Source organism: Streptomyces tubercidicus (genome assembly GCF_027497495.1).
Classification (GTDB): domain Bacteria; phylum Actinomycetota; class Actinomycetes; order Streptomycetales; family Streptomycetaceae; genus Streptomyces; species Streptomyces tubercidicus.
Window position 1 is genome coordinate 3,923,151 of record NZ_CP114205.1, and the last position, 15,612, is coordinate 3,938,762.

14 protein-coding genes are annotated in these 15,612 nt (G+C 72.3%); 10 read left to right on the forward strand and 4 right to left on the reverse strand.

The genetic code is table 11. The features are described from left to right. Positions 1-75: 75 nt before the first annotated feature. From pheA to STRTU_RS17075, 3 genes are all read left to right on the forward strand, one after another. Entirely contained in the window at positions 76-1,002 is a 927-nt protein-coding gene (gene pheA, locus STRTU_RS17065; protein ID WP_159744294.1) for a prephenate dehydratase, read from the forward strand. Between the two features lie 728 nt (positions 1,003-1,730). Further along, positions 1,731-3,020 carry a serine--tRNA ligase gene (gene serS / locus STRTU_RS17070; RefSeq protein WP_159744295.1) on the forward strand — a complete coding sequence of 430 codons (1,290 nt, stop codon included), beginning with the start codon at positions 1,731-1,733 and terminating at the stop codon, positions 3,018-3,020. After that, complete coding sequence (locus STRTU_RS17075) at positions 3,017-3,847, forward strand: HAD family hydrolase (RefSeq protein ID WP_159744296.1); 831 nt, start codon at positions 3,017-3,019, stop codon at positions 3,845-3,847. Before serS ends, STRTU_RS17075 begins: the two co-directional genes overlap by 4 nt. Here the strand turns inward: STRTU_RS17075 and STRTU_RS17080 are convergent. After that, positions 3,835-4,614 carry a rhomboid-like protein gene (locus STRTU_RS17080; protein WP_371873606.1) on the reverse strand — a complete coding sequence of 260 codons (780 nt, stop codon included), beginning with the start codon at positions 4,612-4,614 and terminating at the stop codon, positions 3,835-3,837. The two genes, STRTU_RS17075 and STRTU_RS17080, sit on opposite strands and share 13 nt — an antisense overlap. Continuing rightward, positions 4,611-5,141, reverse strand: a complete 531-nt coding sequence (locus STRTU_RS17085) for an Lrp/AsnC family transcriptional regulator (protein ID WP_159744297.1) — start codon at positions 5,139-5,141, stop codon at positions 4,611-4,613. Before STRTU_RS17085 ends, STRTU_RS17080 begins: the two co-directional genes overlap by 4 nt. Before the next feature lie 183 nt (positions 5,142-5,324). On the opposite strand from STRTU_RS17085, the gene STRTU_RS17090 reads away from it, so the two are divergent. Together STRTU_RS17090 and STRTU_RS17095 are read left to right on the forward strand one after the other, a co-directional pair. Then, a complete protein-coding gene (locus STRTU_RS17090; RefSeq protein WP_159744298.1) occupies positions 5,325-6,959 on the forward strand; it encodes an MFS transporter in 1,635 nt (544 codons plus the stop codon). Positions 6,960-7,163: 204 nt separating this feature from the next. Next, a complete protein-coding gene (locus tag STRTU_RS17095; protein ID WP_159744300.1) occupies positions 7,164-8,087 on the forward strand; it encodes a LysR family transcriptional regulator in 924 nt (307 codons plus the stop codon). Between the two features lie 57 nt (positions 8,088-8,144). On the opposite strand, the gene STRTU_RS17100 is transcribed toward STRTU_RS17095, so the two are convergent. Beyond that, a complete protein-coding gene (locus STRTU_RS17100) occupies positions 8,145-9,062 on the reverse strand; it encodes a MerR family transcriptional regulator (protein ID WP_159744302.1) in 918 nt (305 codons plus the stop codon). A gap of 318 nt (positions 9,063-9,380) precedes the next feature. Between STRTU_RS17100 and STRTU_RS17105 the strand changes: the two genes are divergently transcribed. The 5 genes from STRTU_RS17105 to mltG all read left to right on the forward strand — a co-directional run bounded on the left by STRTU_RS17105 (position 9,381) and on the right by mltG (position 14,729). After that, positions 9,381-9,779 (forward strand): SAV_915 family protein, encoded by a 399-nt coding sequence (locus STRTU_RS17105; RefSeq protein WP_246240680.1) that lies wholly within the window; start codon positions 9,381-9,383, stop codon positions 9,777-9,779. Positions 9,780-9,795: 16 nt separating this feature from the next. Further along, positions 9,796-11,238, forward strand: coding sequence for a diaminopimelate decarboxylase (gene lysA, locus STRTU_RS17110; RefSeq protein WP_246240683.1), 1,443 nt, complete (start codon positions 9,796-9,798; stop codon positions 11,236-11,238). Positions 11,239-11,474: 236 nt separating this feature from the next. Further along, on the forward strand, positions 11,475-12,185 hold the full coding sequence (locus STRTU_RS17115) for a FadR/GntR family transcriptional regulator (RefSeq protein WP_269777465.1): 711 nt from the start codon (positions 11,475-11,477) through the stop codon (positions 12,183-12,185). A gap of 178 nt (positions 12,186-12,363) precedes the next feature. Further along, a complete protein-coding gene (locus STRTU_RS17120) occupies positions 12,364-13,635 on the forward strand; it encodes a CynX/NimT family MFS transporter (protein ID WP_159744304.1) in 1,272 nt (423 codons plus the stop codon). A 251-nt stretch (positions 13,636-13,886) separates the two neighbouring features. Further along, a complete protein-coding gene (mltG, locus tag STRTU_RS17125; RefSeq protein ID WP_159744306.1) occupies positions 13,887-14,729 on the forward strand; it encodes an endolytic transglycosylase MltG in 843 nt (280 codons plus the stop codon). A gap of 87 nt (positions 14,730-14,816) precedes the next feature. Here mltG and STRTU_RS17130 read toward each other — a convergent pair whose 3' ends face one another. Next, positions 14,817-15,536, reverse strand: coding sequence for an ABC transporter permease subunit (locus tag STRTU_RS17130; protein WP_167539249.1), 720 nt, complete (start codon positions 15,534-15,536; stop codon positions 14,817-14,819). Positions 15,537-15,612: the final 76 nt, after the last annotated feature.

Below are 15,612 nucleotides of genomic sequence, written 5' to 3' on the forward strand. Positions count from 1 at the left end.
GCGGCTGGGTATCGTGGCAGGGCAGGGAGAAGATCGGCGGGGTGCCCCCGCAGTTACGCGAGGGAGTCCTTATCCATGTCGGCCAGCCGCTATACCTATCTGGGCCCCGAGGGCACGTTCACGGAGGCCGCGCTGCGCACCCTGCCCGAGGCGGCGACGCGTGAGCTGTCGCCGATGGTGTCGGTGCCCGCCGCCCTGGACGCGGTGCGGGCCGGTGAGGCCGCCGCGGCGCTGGTGCCGATCGAGAACTCCGTCGAGGGCGGGGTGACCACCACCCTCGACGAACTGGCCTCCGGCGGGCCGTTGATGATCTACCGCGAGGTGCTGCTGCCGATCGCCTTCGCGCTACTCGTGCGCCCCGGAACGGCGCTCGGCGATGTGAAGACGGTGACCGGGCACCCGGTCGCCCAGCCGCAGGTGCGCAAGTGGCTGGCGGCGCAACTCCCGGAAGCGGTATGGGAGTCGGCGGCCTCGAACGCCGACGGTGCCCGGCTGGTGCAGGAGGGCCGCTACGACGGCGCGTTCGCGGGGGAGTTCGCGGCGGCGACGTACGGCCTCACGCCGCTGGTCACCGACATCCATGACGCCCAGAACGCGGCCACCCGCTTCGTGCTGGTGGGCCGCCCGGCCCGGCCCGCCGCGCCCACCGGCGCGGACAAGACCTCGGTCGTGCTGTGGCTGCGCGAGGACCACCCGGGTGCGCTGCTCGAACTCCTTCAGGAGTACGCGGTGCGCGGGGTGAACATGATGCGCATCGAGTCCCGGCCGACCGGCGAGGGCATCGGCCGCTACTGCTTCTCCGTGGACTGCGAGGGCCACATCACCGACCGGCGGGTCAGCGAGGTGCTGATGGGCCTGAAGCGGGTCTGCCAGGAGGTGCGGTTCCTCGGCTCGTATCCCCGGGCGGACGAGGTGACGGCGAGCGTACGGCCGGAGATGACCGACGCGGCGTTCACCGATGCCTCGGACTGGCTGGCGCGCTGCATGGACGGGCGGAGCTGAGCGGGCGACCGGTGCTTCACGGACGGGCCGGCGGGCGCTGTGGAACAGCACGACCTGCGGCTTTGGAAGCCCACCGGGTTATCCACAAAGTTATCCACAGGGTCGGTTCTCGACCTGTGGGTAAGTCGACATGCGAGTCGGACACAGTCGACATATCGCCCTACTGACCACACACCCTTCCACAGCACCGCACGTCGGACACCGTCAGCACAATTCACCTGACCAATCCTTTAGGGCGAGGCAATCCCACACGAAAGAGTGCGTGAACGGGGTTTGTACGGGGAATCCAGAGCCGCGCATTTCGGGGGCGGAATGCCCGCCTCCGGCTTCCACAGATCTCACACACAGCCTGTGGATAAGAATGCGGAAACCCCCACCCCCTGTGGACAACTAAGGGGATCCCGGGGGATAACCCGGGGCCCGCACCCACCACGACGCCCGCTCAACTCCCGCCCAACTCCCAGCCCGCACGCAGTGGATCATCGTCGCAGATGCCGCGAAAACCCCCTCGCGGACCCCGTGAAAGCCTCCCCGGGAGCCACGCGGAAGCTCCCTCGCGGACGCCGTGAAAGGGTCGCGCCGACCATCCCGCACCACGGAATGAGCGGGAATTCCACACCGCCTTTCCTCCCCGACCCCTAAGGGAATAAACAACCCCAAAACGGACAAAATGGGGTGCCAGGGAATATGGCGTCGAGTGCGGTGCGAGGCCCCGGTAGCCTGGGGGTGTGATTGACCTTCGCCTGCTCCGTGAGGACCCCGACCGTGTGCGCGCGTCCCAGCGCGCCCGTGGAGAGGACGTCGAGCTCGTCGACGCGCTTCTCTCCGCCGACGAGCGGAGCAGGTCGTCCAGCGTCCGCTTCGACGAGCTGCGTGCCGAGCAGAAGTCGCTCGGCAAGCTCATCCCCAAGGCCGCCGGCGACGAGAAGGCCGCGCTGCTGAAGAAGGCCGGTGAGCTGTCCGCCGCCGTCAAGGCCGCCGACGCCGCACAGGACGAGGCCAAGGAAGAGACGCAAGCACTGCTGCGGAAGCTCGGCAACCTCGTCCACCCCGACGTCCCGGTGGGCGGCGAGGAGGACTTCCGGGTCCTCGAAACGCACGGCACGATCCGCGACTTCACCACCGAGGGCTTCGAGCCCAAGGACCACCTGGAGATCGGCGAGCTGCTCGGCGCGATCGACGTCGAGCGCGGCGCCAAGGTGTCCGGCTCCCGCTTCTACTACCTCACGGGCATCGGCGCGCTGCTGGAACTCGCGCTGGTCAACGCCGCCATCGCACAGGCCACCGCGGCCGGTTTCACGCCGATGCTGACCCCGGCCCTGGTGCGCCCGCGCGCCATGGAGGGCACCGGCTTCCTCGGCCAGGCCGCGGAGAACGTCTACCACCTGGAGAAGGACGACTACTACCTGGTCGGCACCTCCGAGGTCCCGCTCGCCGCCTACCACATGGACGAGATCGTCGACGCGGCCAAGCTGCCGCTGCGTTACGCCGGTTTCTCCCCGTGCTTCCGCCGCGAGGCCGGCACCTACGGCAAGGACACCCGCGGCATCTTCCGGGTCCACCAGTTCGACAAGGTCGAGATGTTCTCGTACGTCGCGCCGGAGGACGCCCAGGCCGAGCACCAGCGGCTGCTGGACTGGGAGAAGCAGTGGCTGACCGGTCTGGAGCTGCCCTTCCAGGTGATCGATGTCGCCACCGGTGACCTCGGCGCCTCCGCCTCCCGCAAGTTCGACTGCGAGGCGTGGATCCCCACCCAGGGCAAGTACCGCGAGCTCACCTCGGCCTCGAACTGCGACGAGTTCCAGGCCCGGCGCCTCTCGGTCCGGATGCGGGAGAACGTCGACGGCAAGCAGAAGGTCTCGCCGCTGGCGACGCTGAACGGCACGCTCTGCGCCGTACCGCGCACCATCGTGGCGATCTTCGAGAACCACCAGCAGGCGGACGGCTCCGTACGCGTCCCCGAGGTGCTCCGCCCCTACCTGGGCGGCCGGGAGATCCTGGAGCCCGTCGCCAAGTGAGCGCCTCCGCTCCGGCCGCGGGCACCCCGCTGCCGTACAAACTCATCGCCACCGACCTCGACGGGACGCTGCTGCGCTCCGACGAGACCGTCTCCGAGCGCACCCGCGCGGCGCTCGCCGCGGCCACCGCGGCGGGCGCGGCGCATATCGTCGTCACGGGCCGGGCCGTGCCCTGGACCCGGCACATCCTCGACGCCCTGGATTACAAGGGCCTCGCGGTATGCGGACAGGGCGGGCAGGTCTACCACGCCGGGGAGCACCGGCTGCTGACGTCGGTGACGCTCGACCGCCAGCTCGCCGGTCTCGCGCTGGCCAAGATCGAGGCCGAGGTGGGCCCGCTCCATCTGGCGGCGAGCCGGGACGGTCTGGAGGGCGAGGTGCTGGTCGGCCCCGGCTACCGCGTCCAGGAAGGCCCGCTGCCGAACGTCCTGCTGGACGACCCCGGCGAGCTGTGGACGGCCCCGCTCAACAAGGTCTACATCCAGCACCCGACCCTGGACGATGACGCGCTGGCGCTGGCCGCGCGTCAGGTCGCCGGGGATCTGGTGGGGGTGACGGTGGCCGGTGAGGGCATCGTCGAACTGCTGCCGCTGGGCCTGTCGAAGGCCACCGGACTGTCGCTGGCCGCCCGCCGGCTGGGCGTCACCGCCAAGGAGACCATCGCGTTCGGCGATATGCCCAACGACATCCCGATGTTCGCCTGGGCCGCGCACGGTGTCGCGATGGCCAACGCGCATGACGAACTGAAGGCCGTCGCGGACGAGTTCACCGCCTCCCACGAGGACGACGGGGTCGCGGTGGTGCTGGAGCGGCTCTACTCCGCCTGAGGGCTTTCCGGGGCGGCCGCCTGGCCCTCCGCCCGCCCTGGCGGCTCCGCCCGCTCCTGCGGTGGTGCCGCGGCCGGTTCGGCGGGGCCGTCCCCGTCTCCCGGCGGCGGCTCCGCGGCGGCCGCCGGGGTCAGCGGCCAGGCCGCGAAACCCATGATCAGCGCGATGGCATGGCCGAAGTCGGTGAAGGTCGCCCCGGTCAGCAGCGGAATGCCGAAGAAGATCAGCACCCCGGCGAGATAGCAGTAGCGCCAGGGCGGCCGCAGCCGGTACGTCAGCACCCCGGCGGCCGCCGCCAGCCCGTACGAGACACCGATGTCCACGACATGGGTCATCGACGGCGGCAGCCGGTGCCCCTCGATGGCCAGCAGGACGAGCTCCTGGCTGGCCAGGGTGGCGGCGATATGCGCGCCACCGACGGTCAGCAGCCAGCGCGTGGTCCCCGTCCAGCGCTCCACATTGGCGTGCAGCAGCTCGAACATCACCACATACAGCAGGAACGACGAGGGCCGTTCGATCCAGAAGCCGCTGATCAACAGCGACGGCAGCGGATGCTCGTTCAGCTCGTGGATGTTGCTGCTGGTCCGGTGGATCAGGAACTCCCCCAGGCCGTCGGAGGCGGCGGCGATGACCAGGCTGGTGATCCCGATGACCAGCAGCCAGATATGGGTGCCGGGACTGCTGCGTACCCAGTCCTTCGCCCAGGTCAGGGGGTTGTCGGAGAACTGCCGACGGCCATCGCGCGGCGGCTCCGGCGGGGGCGTCACCGGTGGCGTCCGGGGGCGGGGCGGGGGCTGGGGAACACCGGTCCCGGGCCCTTGATGTGCCGGATGCGGGGCGCGCTCTCCATCGCCCGTACGCCGGGCAGCGCCGCCACCCGGGTCGTCAGATAGCGGTAGACCGCGCCGACGTTCCGGCAGAGCACCGAGGCGAAGAGGTTGTGCGGCCCCGTGGTGGCGCAGGCGTAGCCGACTTCCGGGTGTGCCGCCATCGCCTCCCCGGCGGCCGCGAGCCGGGCGGGCTCGACGGACAGCCAGAGGGCGAGGGCGTCGAAGAGCCGGCGGTCGGCGTCGGTGAGCGCGCCGTGGGTGCGGTGCCGGGTGTAGCGCCGGGCGACGGTCTGGTCGGAGACCCCGAGCACGGCGGCGATCCGGCTGAACGGCGCCCGGCCGTCGAGCTGCAGCGCATGAATGAGCCCGTGGTCGAGGCCGTCGAACCCGGTGGAACCGCCGGGGCCGGTCTCGCCGGTGCCCCTCCCCCGGTCCGCCGCTTCGGGCTTCCCGTCGGATTTCACCGTTCGAGGCTAACTCGTGTCGGATTGCGCCGCCGGGCGCGCGGTGGCTGGGCGTGCGGGTGGTGCGGGCCGCACCGTGGCGTCGGCACTACACATCACCGGGCGGGGACCGGCGGGCGAGCGGCCGGGACTTCGGCGGCGGCGGGCTCGCCGGTACCGGCCGACAGGAGCGGAGGAGTGGGCATGCGGAGCACATCCGGTGGCGGGGGATCGGCCAGGAGAGGGGGCGGGGGACCGGCCTGGAAACGGGGCGCGGGACCGGGCGGGAGACGGGGCGCGGGACCGGGCGGGAAGTGGTGGCCGCTGGCCGCCGTCGCCCTCGGCAATGTGCTGTTGCTGGTCGATGTGACGATCGTGAACTCCGCGCTGCCCCGGATAGCCGACGGCCTGGGCGCCACCCTCACCTCGCTCCAGTGGGTGCTGGACATCTATGCGCTGGCGCTGGCCGCGCTGCTGATGGTGGCGGGTTCGGCCGCGGACCTCCTGGGGCGGCGTCGGCTGTATGTGGCCGGGCTGACGCTGTTCGCGCTCGCCTCCCTGGCCTGCGGGCTGGCCCCGGACGCGGGCGTGCTGGTCGCGGCCCGCGCCGTGCAGGGGGCGGGCGCGGCGGCGATGTTCGCCACCACCACCCCGCTGCTGATGGCCGCGTATCAGGGCCGGGACCGGGGCGTGGCGTTCGGCGTCTGGGGCGGCGCCAGCGGTGCCGCGGCCGCGGCCGGCCCCGTACTGGGCGGCCTGCTCACCGAGTATGTGGACTGGCGGGCGATCTTCCTGGTCAATCTGCCGCTGACCGCCGTCGCGGTGTGGATCACGGTGCGCCGGGTGCCGGAGTCGCACGGCGACCTCCCCCGGCCGCGGAGTTCCGTCGGCGGCAGTCCCCTCACCCTCATCGACTGGCCGGGTGCCGGGTGCTTCACGGTCTGCGCGGGCGCGCTGACGTACGGGCTGATGCGGGGCGGCGAGCGGGGCTGGACGGAGTCCGGGACGCTCGCCGCACTCGGCGGCGCGGCGCTCGCACTGCTGGTGTTCCTCGTCGTCGAACGGCGGGTGCGCCGACCGCTGCTGGACCTGGCGCTGCTGCGCCGCCCGTCGTTCGCGGCGCTGCTGGTGGCGGCACTGCTGGCGCAGGCCGCGGCGTTCCCGTATCTCACCTTCGTGGGGCTGTGGGTGCAGAACGTCCTCGGCCTGAGCCCGGTGCGGGCCGGTCTCGCGGTGACGCCGATGGCGCTGATGTCCCTGCTGGTCGGTGCGCCGGGCGGCCGGGTGTTGCAGCGGATGGCGCCCCAACTGCCGCTCGGCATCGGCATGTTGCTGGTGGGCGCAGGGGTGCTGCTGGAGTACGCGCTGTTGGGCGGGGGCGCCGCCCAGCCGCCAACCGGGGGCGCCGACTGGACGGCGCTGCTCCCCGGGCTCGCGGTGAGCGGGCTGGGCATCGGGGCGGCGATGCCGGTCCTGGTCCCGTCGGCGCTCCGGGCGGTGCCCCCGCAGCGGGCAGGTATGGCGAGCGGCGCCATGAACACCTTCCAGCAGCTGGGCTACGCCCTGGGCATCGCCGTCCTCGGCACCGTCTTCGCCGACGCACTGCACGGCGTCCATCCTGGAGCGTCCCGCACGGCCATCGCCACCGCCCATGTCTCCGGGCTGACCGACATCCTGCTGATCTCCGGGACGGTGGCGACGGCGGCCGGGCTGCTGGTCCTGGCGGTCGTACGGCGTGGGGCGGACGGCGACGGGGCGGGTGACCGCCCGGCGGCAGGGGCCGCGAGCGCTCCGGCGGGGTCCGCTCCGGCGGGGGCGGGTGCGCCGGGCGGGGTGTAGCGGGGCTACGAGGGGAGGGCTTTCCTGGGGCGGCGCACCAACGGGCGGGCGGGTCGGCACCCGGAGCCGTACGGCCGTACGCGATTCCGGGTTGCCGCCCTGGGGCCCTGCGACGATCTTCGCCGCGTCCTCACACCCAAGTCAATCCTCTGATCTCCTTTCACATCCCTTAGCAATGGCTTGGGTTGGCGCTACCGTGTGCCGGTGACCCTCGATGATCTGCGCGCCTTCGTGGCCGTGTGCGAGGCGGGCAACCTCAGCGCCGTCGCGCGCGATCTCGGCTGCACCCAGTCGGCCGTGAGCCAGCGCGTCAAACGCCTCGAACGGGAGGCGGGCATCGGCCTGTTGGAGCGCCGGCCGCGCGGTGTGGCGCCGACCCAGGCGGGCCGGATCCTGCACCGCGCGGCGGCGGACGGCATCGCCGGGCTGGATCTGGCACTGCGCCGGCTGGCCGATCTGCGTGCGGGCGACGGCGGTACGGTGCGGGTGACCACCGGCGCCACGACCGTGCGGCACTTCATGGCCGACGCGGTGGTCGCCTTCCGCGCCCGCCATCCGCACGTCAACCTGGAGTTCCAGACCGAGAGTTCCAGCCGCCGCTGCTTCGAGGCGGTCGCGGACGGCAGCTCCGAACTGGCCTGGATCACCATCGGCCCGCCGGTGCGCGGTATCGAGCAGCATCCGGTGATCCGGCTGCCGTGGGTGCTCGCCGTACGCGCCGATGACCCGCTCGCCGGCCGGGAGCGCATCGAGCCCGGGGAACTGTCCGGCATCCGGCACATACGGCTGCCGGAGAACTCCACCTCCCGGATGCGCCTCGACGGCCACCTCGGCCAACGGGACACCGGCCCCGTGCCGCCCCCGAGCACCACCAGCGTCGCCGACTGGGACACCGCCCTGCTGCTGGCCGAACTGGGCGTCGGCCATGCGGTCGTTCCCCAGTTGCCGGGCCTGCAGACCGCCGCCCCTGGGGCCCTGCGGCTGATCCCGATCGCCGGTCTGCCCCCACTGGCCACCGGCTGGGCGGTCCGCCGGTGGGCGGCGCTGAGTCCGGCGGCGGTGGCGTTCGCGGAGACGGTCACCGCGGGGCTGGGCGGGGCGGCGGCGGCCGGAGAGGGCGTGTGCTGAGGGCGGTTGGGCTCGTGGTTTCCGGCCCGGTTTGCGGGCCCGTTTGCGGCCCCGGTGTCACGCCCGGACCACGGGCTCCTGGATTTCCGTGACCCATTTTTCCTGGTCCGGTGGGCACTCCAGATACAGCTCGCGGGCGTATCCGGCGGAGCGATAGCCGTTGTCGTCGATCCAGTGGGCGAGATTCTGGGCGGTGGGCAGGATGCGGCTCATCGGGCCGTGGTGCACCACCGTGGCGGCGGCGGCCAGGCCGGGGAGGGTGACGATGGTGAAGCCGAGGCCGGAGGTGCCGCCAGTTGTGGCGCCGGCTGTGGCAGCGGGCGTCGCGCCCGCCTTTGCCAGGGCCTCTTCGGTGATCACCATTCCCGCGTGCACGACGATGGCGTCCTTGCTGTCGTGCTCATCGGCCATCCGGCCGCTTCCCTCGCCCGGCTCCGGTGCGTCCTCGTAGTACGCCAGGCCCGGCCCCGCCGGGGTCACCCCCGCCGTCTCCAGCAGTCGGCACAGTTCGGCGTAGAGCGGCGTGATCACCGGGCCGATGTCCTCGGGGCCGTAACTGGCGGCGGTCCCGCTCAGCTCCGCGAGCAGTACCGTTCCGGTGGGTTTGACCACCACATCGTCGGCAGACATGCGTCCCTCACTCTCGATCGTCCGGAGCCTCGCCTCGACCTGCGCCAGCCGCGCACCCGCCGCCGTCAGCGCCGCCGACAGCTCCGCCTGCCGCAGCCGCAGCATCCCGCGCAGCTCCGGCACGCTCACCTCCTCGGCCAGGATCGCCCCCACCTGCTGGAGGCTGAATCCGAGGTCCTTGAGCGCGATGATGCGGTTGAGCCGGGCGAGCTGGGCCGCCTCGTAGAAGCGGTAGCCGGTGACGGGGTCCGTACGGGCCGGGCGCAGCAGCCCGATCGCGTCGTAATGGCGCAGCATGCGGGCCGACACCCGGCCGTACTGGGCGAAGTCTCCGATGGTGAACATGACGCCTTCCAGTGGAGTGCTTTCCACAGTGTCAAGGTCAAGGGCGGGCGGCCATGTGCGAGGGACCGGGTGGGGCATGGGGTGGGGCATCGGGTGGGTCATGGGGGCCGTGGCCGGGCCGCCCGTGCCCTGGAGTAATCGCCGCCGCACAATCGGCCACCGGGCGGCAGCATCGCGTCAAGTAGTGTCCGCAACCCGTCAATGACGCGTCAGTGAGCGGCGGAGGCGTCCGTTCCCCGGGCATAGCGTCAGAGCCGAGCCCCGGCGTACGCGTTTTCCACCGGTCCGGGGCCGATGTTCTGTCCGAGGAGCAACGCCGTGTCCCACCCTCTGTACGCGGAAGATCCCGAACCTGCCGAACGTGTCCCGGCCGGGCTTCTCTTCGTTCCTGTCCGGTCGGGCCCCGCGGGCTGTACGGCCCGTCTGTTCCGCACTCCGCTCGGCGGCCGTACCGCCGTCGCCTTCACCTCGCCGCAGCGGCTGGCCGCGGCCCTCGGCGGCGGCCAGCCCTGGGTCAGGCTCTCCGAGCCCGCGCTGCGGGCGCTCGCCGAACCTGTCGGAGCGACGACCCTGACCGTCGATCCCCGGGTCGCCCCTGACGTTCCCCGGGTCGTCCCCGACGTTCCCCGGTCCGTCCCCGACGTTCCCCGGTCCGTCCCCGATGTTCCCCGGCTTGTCCCTGACGTTCCCCGTGTGCACCACCTACGGGCCGTCTGAGGAAGGGGTGACCGCCATGAGTCACAGCACTCTGCCCCCGGCCGGCCGCGTGACCGGTGCCCCGCCGCGGGCCACCGCCGTCGCGCCCCCGCCGCTCACCGCGGCCCGGCCCCGTACCGCCGCCCCGCCCCGTACGGCCGCTGCCCCGCCGCCGTCCGGCAGCGAGCCGCGGTCCATCTGGCCCGCGTCCGCGGCACCGGTCGGCCCTGACGACCTCGCCATCGGCGGCGTCCCGCTCACCAAGCTGGCCGACCGCTTCGGCACCCCCGCCTACGTCCTGGACGAGGACGAAGTACGCCACCGCTGCCGCGCCTACCTACGGGCTTTCCCTGATGCCGAGGTCTACTACGCGGCCAAGGCCTTCCTGTGCCGCGCGATGGTGCGCTGGGTGCAGGAGGAGGGGCTGGGGCTGGACGTCTGCTCCGCCGGAGAGCTGGAACTGGCCGTCACCACCGGTTTCCCGCCCGAGCGGATCGTGCTGCACGGCAACGCCAAGAGCCCCGCCGACCTGCGCGCCGCGCTGCGGCTGGGCGTCGGCCGGATCGTCATCGACAGCACCTCGGAGATCGCCCGGCTGGCCGCCGCGGTCCCGGCGGGCAGCCGACAGAAGGTACTGATCCGGGTCGTGCCGGGGATCGCCGCCGGGGGCCACGCCAAGATCCGTACGGGCACCGACGACCAGAAGTTCGGCCTGTCGATCGCCGACGGCTCCGCCCAGCACGCCATCGCCCGGGTGCTCGGCCAGCCGCGGCTCGAACTGACGGGCCTGCACTGCCACTTGGGCTCGCAGATCACCACCGTCAAGCCGTATCTGTCGGCGGTACGACGACTGATCGGCCTGCTCGCCCGGGTCCGGGAGCACCACGGCGTCACGCTGCCGGAACTGGACCTCGGCGGCGGCCATGGCGTCGCCTATTGCCCGGGCGAGCCCGCGCTCGACCTCGCTTCCCTCGGCACCAAGATCCGCGCCGAACTGGCCGGCGGCTGTGCGGCGGCCGGGCTGCCGGTGCCCCGGCTCGCCGTCGAACCGGGCCGCGCCATCGCGGGCCCGGCCGGGGTCGTCCTCTACCGGGTGCTGTCCGTCAAACGGACCGGCTCCCACACCTTCGTGGCGGTGGACGGCGGGATGAGCGACAACCCGCGGCCCGCGCTCTACGGGGTGCGCTATGCGCCCCGGCTGGTCGGCCGCGCCTCGGCGGCCGCGCCGGAACCCGTCACCGTCGTCGGGCGGCACTGCGAGGCCGGCGATGTCCTCGCCCCGGACGCCCAACTGCCCGGCGACATCCGCCCCGGCGATCTGCTGGCCGTTCCCGTCGCCGGTGCGTACCACCTCTCGATGGCCTCCGGCTACAACCTCGTCGGCCGGCCGCCGGTCATCGCCGTCACGGAAGGGCGCGCCCGTCTTCTCGTACGGCGCGAATCCCTCGCGGACATCCAGGAGCGGGATATCGGGATGTGAGGGAGGTGAGGGAGGTGAGGCAGGTGAGCTGAGGGGCCGCCGCCGCAGCCTGTGGGAGGGGCGGCGGCGGGCCCCGCGGGCCTCTCGGCCCCCTCGGATCCCTCGGGCCCCCTTCAGCCCCTTCCCGCGGGCGGCGTTTTCGGGAGCAATTCCGTGTACGCTGAATGGATCAGTTGTAGGATGACTGGGCAACCGGCGCGACGGTCGACGTGGCAGTCGACGTGGACGGGGTGGAAATGACACTGCAGGCAGCAGGACGGCAGTCCTTGGTGGACACCGTCGTCGACGCCCTGCGGTCCCAGCTGACGGGCGGGGAGTGGAAGGTGGGGGCCCGGATCCCCACCGAGCATGCGCTCGCCGAGCAGCTCCAGGTCGGCCGGAACACCGTTCGCGAGGCGGTACGGGTCCTCGTGCACGCCGGAATGCTGCGCTCACGCCAGGGCGAGGGCACCTTCGTCGTCTCCACCGCGGACCCGGGCGACATCATGCGCGGCATCCAGCGGGCCGGGATCCGCGACGTACTGGAGCTGCGGATCGCGCTGGAGGCGGAGGCCGCCCGGCTGGCCGCGCTGCGCCACCGGCCCGAGGATCTGGAGCGGATGCAGGCCGCCCTGGACGCCGTGGCCGAGCTGGCGGACGCGGAGGGACAGCCCGACTCGGGCAGTACGGAACTCTACGCCGATCATGACGTCGCCTTCCACAGGGCCGTCGTCGAAGCCGCGCACAACACCGCGCTGACGGCGACCTACGGCTGGTTCAGCAGCTCGGTGCGGGAGGCGCTGGTCAGCTCGCTCGACGATCAGGCGATGCCGAAGATCGTGCACGGCGATCACCGCGCGGTCATGGATGCCATCGCGACCGGCGACCCGGAAGCCGCGGAGCGCGCCACCCGCGCACTGCTCGACAAGCCGAAACGGGCCGTGGAGGCCCTGCTGGACGCCGACTGAGGCTGGTCCCTCACTTCCCCCACTTCCCCCACTTCCCCCACTTCTCCTTCGTCGCCCTCTGCGGTCACTCCTTCCACTGACTCCCCATCCCCCTCCCTTCTCTCCGAACAGCACCCTTCTGTCTCCGAACAGCACTCTTCTTCCTTCCCGATTCCGACTCCTGACGAGGTATGCGCGCATGGCAGGGCCCAGGTCCGAAGCACCCTTGATAGACGCCGAGGAGGATCTGGTCGCGGCACCACCGGTCGCCGCGGCCCGCCGTCGGCTGCGGGCCCACCCGGTGCTGGTCATGGCCGGGATCGTGCTTGCCGCGCTCAATATGCGGGCGGCGCTGGCCGGGGTCTCACCGCTGCTCGGTGAGATCGGCGCCCACTTCCGTCTGACCGCGACGGCCAGCAGCCTGGTGACCACCATCCCGCTGATCTTCATGGGCCTCGGCTCGATCGCCGCGCCGAAGCTGGCACGACGCTGGGGCACGGAGACGGTGCTCTGCGGAGCGCTGGTGACGCTGTGCGGCGGCATCGTGCTGCGGATCGCCCCGCCGGTGGTCGCGCTGTTCGCCGGGTGTGCGGTGGTCGGTGCCTCCATCGCCCTGCTGAATGTGCTGATGCCGGGCCTGATCAAGCGGGACTTCCCGGAGCAGGCCGCGGGGATGACGGCGCTGTACTCGACGGCGATGATCCTGGGGGCGACCGTCTCCGCCGCCACTGCCGTCCCGATGGAGAACGCGCTCGGCAACTGGCAGGGCGCGCTGGTCTCCTGGGCGCTGCTGGCCGCCGTCGCCGCGGTGATCTGGATTCCGCAGACGCTGATGGCCCGGCGCGGCACCGGCCATGGCGCGGCCGCGGCCACCCCCGTACGGCTCGCCGGGGACGGGCCGCGGCTGAGCCGCTCCCCGCTGGCCTGGCAGGTCACGCTCTTCATGGGCTCGCAGTCGCTGATCGCGTACGTGAACATCGCCTGGATGCCGACGATCTTCACCGACCACGGCATGGGCAAGGGCGAGGCCGGTCTGGTCTTCGCCTTCAGCACGCTGCTGCAGATGGTCGGTTCTTTCGTGGTGCCGATGCTGGCGGGGCGGATGCGGCGGCAGCGGCTGCTGGGGGTGGCAGTGTCCGCGCTGATGGCCTGCGGAGTGGTCGGCCTGCTGGTGGCGCCGGTGGCCGGGGCCTGGCTGTGGGCCGTGCTGCTCGGCATCGGGCAGGGCGGCGCGCTGGGCCTGGCCCTGACGATGATGGTGCTGCGCTCCGGCGACGCGCACATCGCCGCCCGTCTCTCCGGTATGGCGCAGAGCGGCGGTTACCTGCTGGCCGCCGTCGGTCCCCTGGCTCTCGGCGCCGTCCACCAGGTCACCGGCGGCTGGACCGTCCCCCTCGTACTGCTGCTCGCCGTCTGCGCCGGGCTGGCCCTGCTGGGCATGGGCGCGGGCCGGGACCGACGGATCGGCTGACGGCGGGGGCGCTGACGGGGGCGCCGGCTGACGGGGGCGTCGGCTGACGGCGGGGCGGCTGGACACGGGGCGGCTGGACGCGGCTCGGGTGGCGGCCGAGCGGAGCGACCGGGGCGCTGCCCGTATCCCCGGGCCGCCCCCAACCCCGCAGGTGGCGGGCGCATGGCGAGCTGGTGAAGGATCTTCGCGGTCGGCAACGATCCGGCGGCGGCCGCCCCCGCGTCCCGGCGGGCTCGCCTACCGTGCTCCGCATGAGCGATGTTCCGCACACCGTTCGCCGGCCAGGGCCGCGGTTCTCCCGCACCGGCCGGCTCCTTCTTGTTGCCCTGCTGGTCGTCCTGGTCGTCCTCGTCGTGCTGGCCGTCCTGCTGCTGCCGCGCTTGCTGCGCGGGTGGCAGCCCGAGCAGACGCTGACCGTCCCGGAAGGGCAGCGGGCCACCCAGATCTACGCCGCCGCCGACAAGGCCCTGCACCTGCCCGCCGGGTCCACCGCGAAGGCCGCCAAGCGCGCGCATCTCCCGCTGCCGGCCAAGGCGAAGGGCAATCCGGAGGGCTATCTCTTCCCGGCAACCTATCCGGTCAACTCGGACACCACCCCGGCGTCGCTGCTCTCGTACATGGTCAAAACCGCCGAAGAGCGGCTCGCCGCCGACGGCAGCACCTCCTACCGGACGGTCGTCATCGCCAGCATCGTGCAGGCCGAGGCGGACCGGCCGGCCGATATGGGCAAGGTCGCCCGGGTCATCGACAACCGGCTGGCGCACCATATGCCGCTGCAGATGGACTCGACGATCAACTACGCGCTGGGCCGCAGCACGCTCCGCACCAGCCACGCCGACACCAGGACCAAGAACCCGTACAACACCTACCGCTACCAGGGTCTGCCGCCGACGCCGATCGACAATCCCGGTGCGGAGGCGCTGAAGGCGGCCGGGGCGCCGCCCGCCGGTGACTGGCTCTACTTCGTCACCGTCACACCGGGCGACACCCGCTTCACCGGCGACTACCAGGAGCATCTGCGTAACGTACGGGAGTTCAACGAGCGGCAGCGCAGCACCGGGAGCGGCGGGAAGAGTGGCGGGGGCGGGGCGTAGGGGGGCCTGTCCGAGGGGCCGGCGCGCCCTGGCCCGGTGGGCGCGGGGCGGCCGTGCGGCCCCCGCTGCCCCGCCGCCCGGACGTTTCTACTCCTCGCCCGACAGGGTGTGCGCCTTCAGTCGACGGGCGGCATACCAGGTGGCGGCACCCGTCAGCCCCACCAACAGGCAGAGGGCAAGCGGCAGTTGGACATCGGAGGTGAGCGCACCCTCCGCGGCCGCCTTCTGGCCTATCGCCAGTGCCCACTGCTGGATGCTGAGGGTCTTCGCGCCCGGGATGAGCGTCCCCACGAACGCCTCCCAGATCAGGGCGTAGACCAGGCCGAAGACGACGGCATGCCGGGTGACCGTGCCGAAGAGCAGGAAGAGGGCGCTGTAGGCGACCGAGGCGACGGCCGCCGCCACCGCGTATCCCACGGCCATCTGCTGGCTGTTGCCGTTGAGGAGGAAGCCGGCGAGCAGGACGGGGAGGGCGGAGAAGGTGACCGTGACGCCTATCGCGACCAGGAGTTTGGTGAGGATGATCGTCGGCCGCGGCACCGGCTTGGCAAGGAGGTAGACGACCGAGCCGTCGTCGATCTCCGGGCCGATCGCGCCCGTACCGGCGATGACGCCGATCAGCGGCACCATCGTGCCCAGCGCGAAACCGCCCAGGATGCCGCCGGCGGTGGCGTCGTCGGCGCCGGTCAGCGTGCGGACGGCCACCGCGAGCACGACCAGCAGGGCGGGCAGCGCGAAGAGGATCAGGGCCCGCCGCCGGCCGAGCAGGGCGCGGTAGGTGAGCCGGGCGACGGTCGGGTGGAACAGCGAGAACTTGGGTGCGCCGGAGGGCGCGGTCCGGGCCGCCGGAGTGGTCGTGGACATGCGTCAGGGCTCCTTTCAG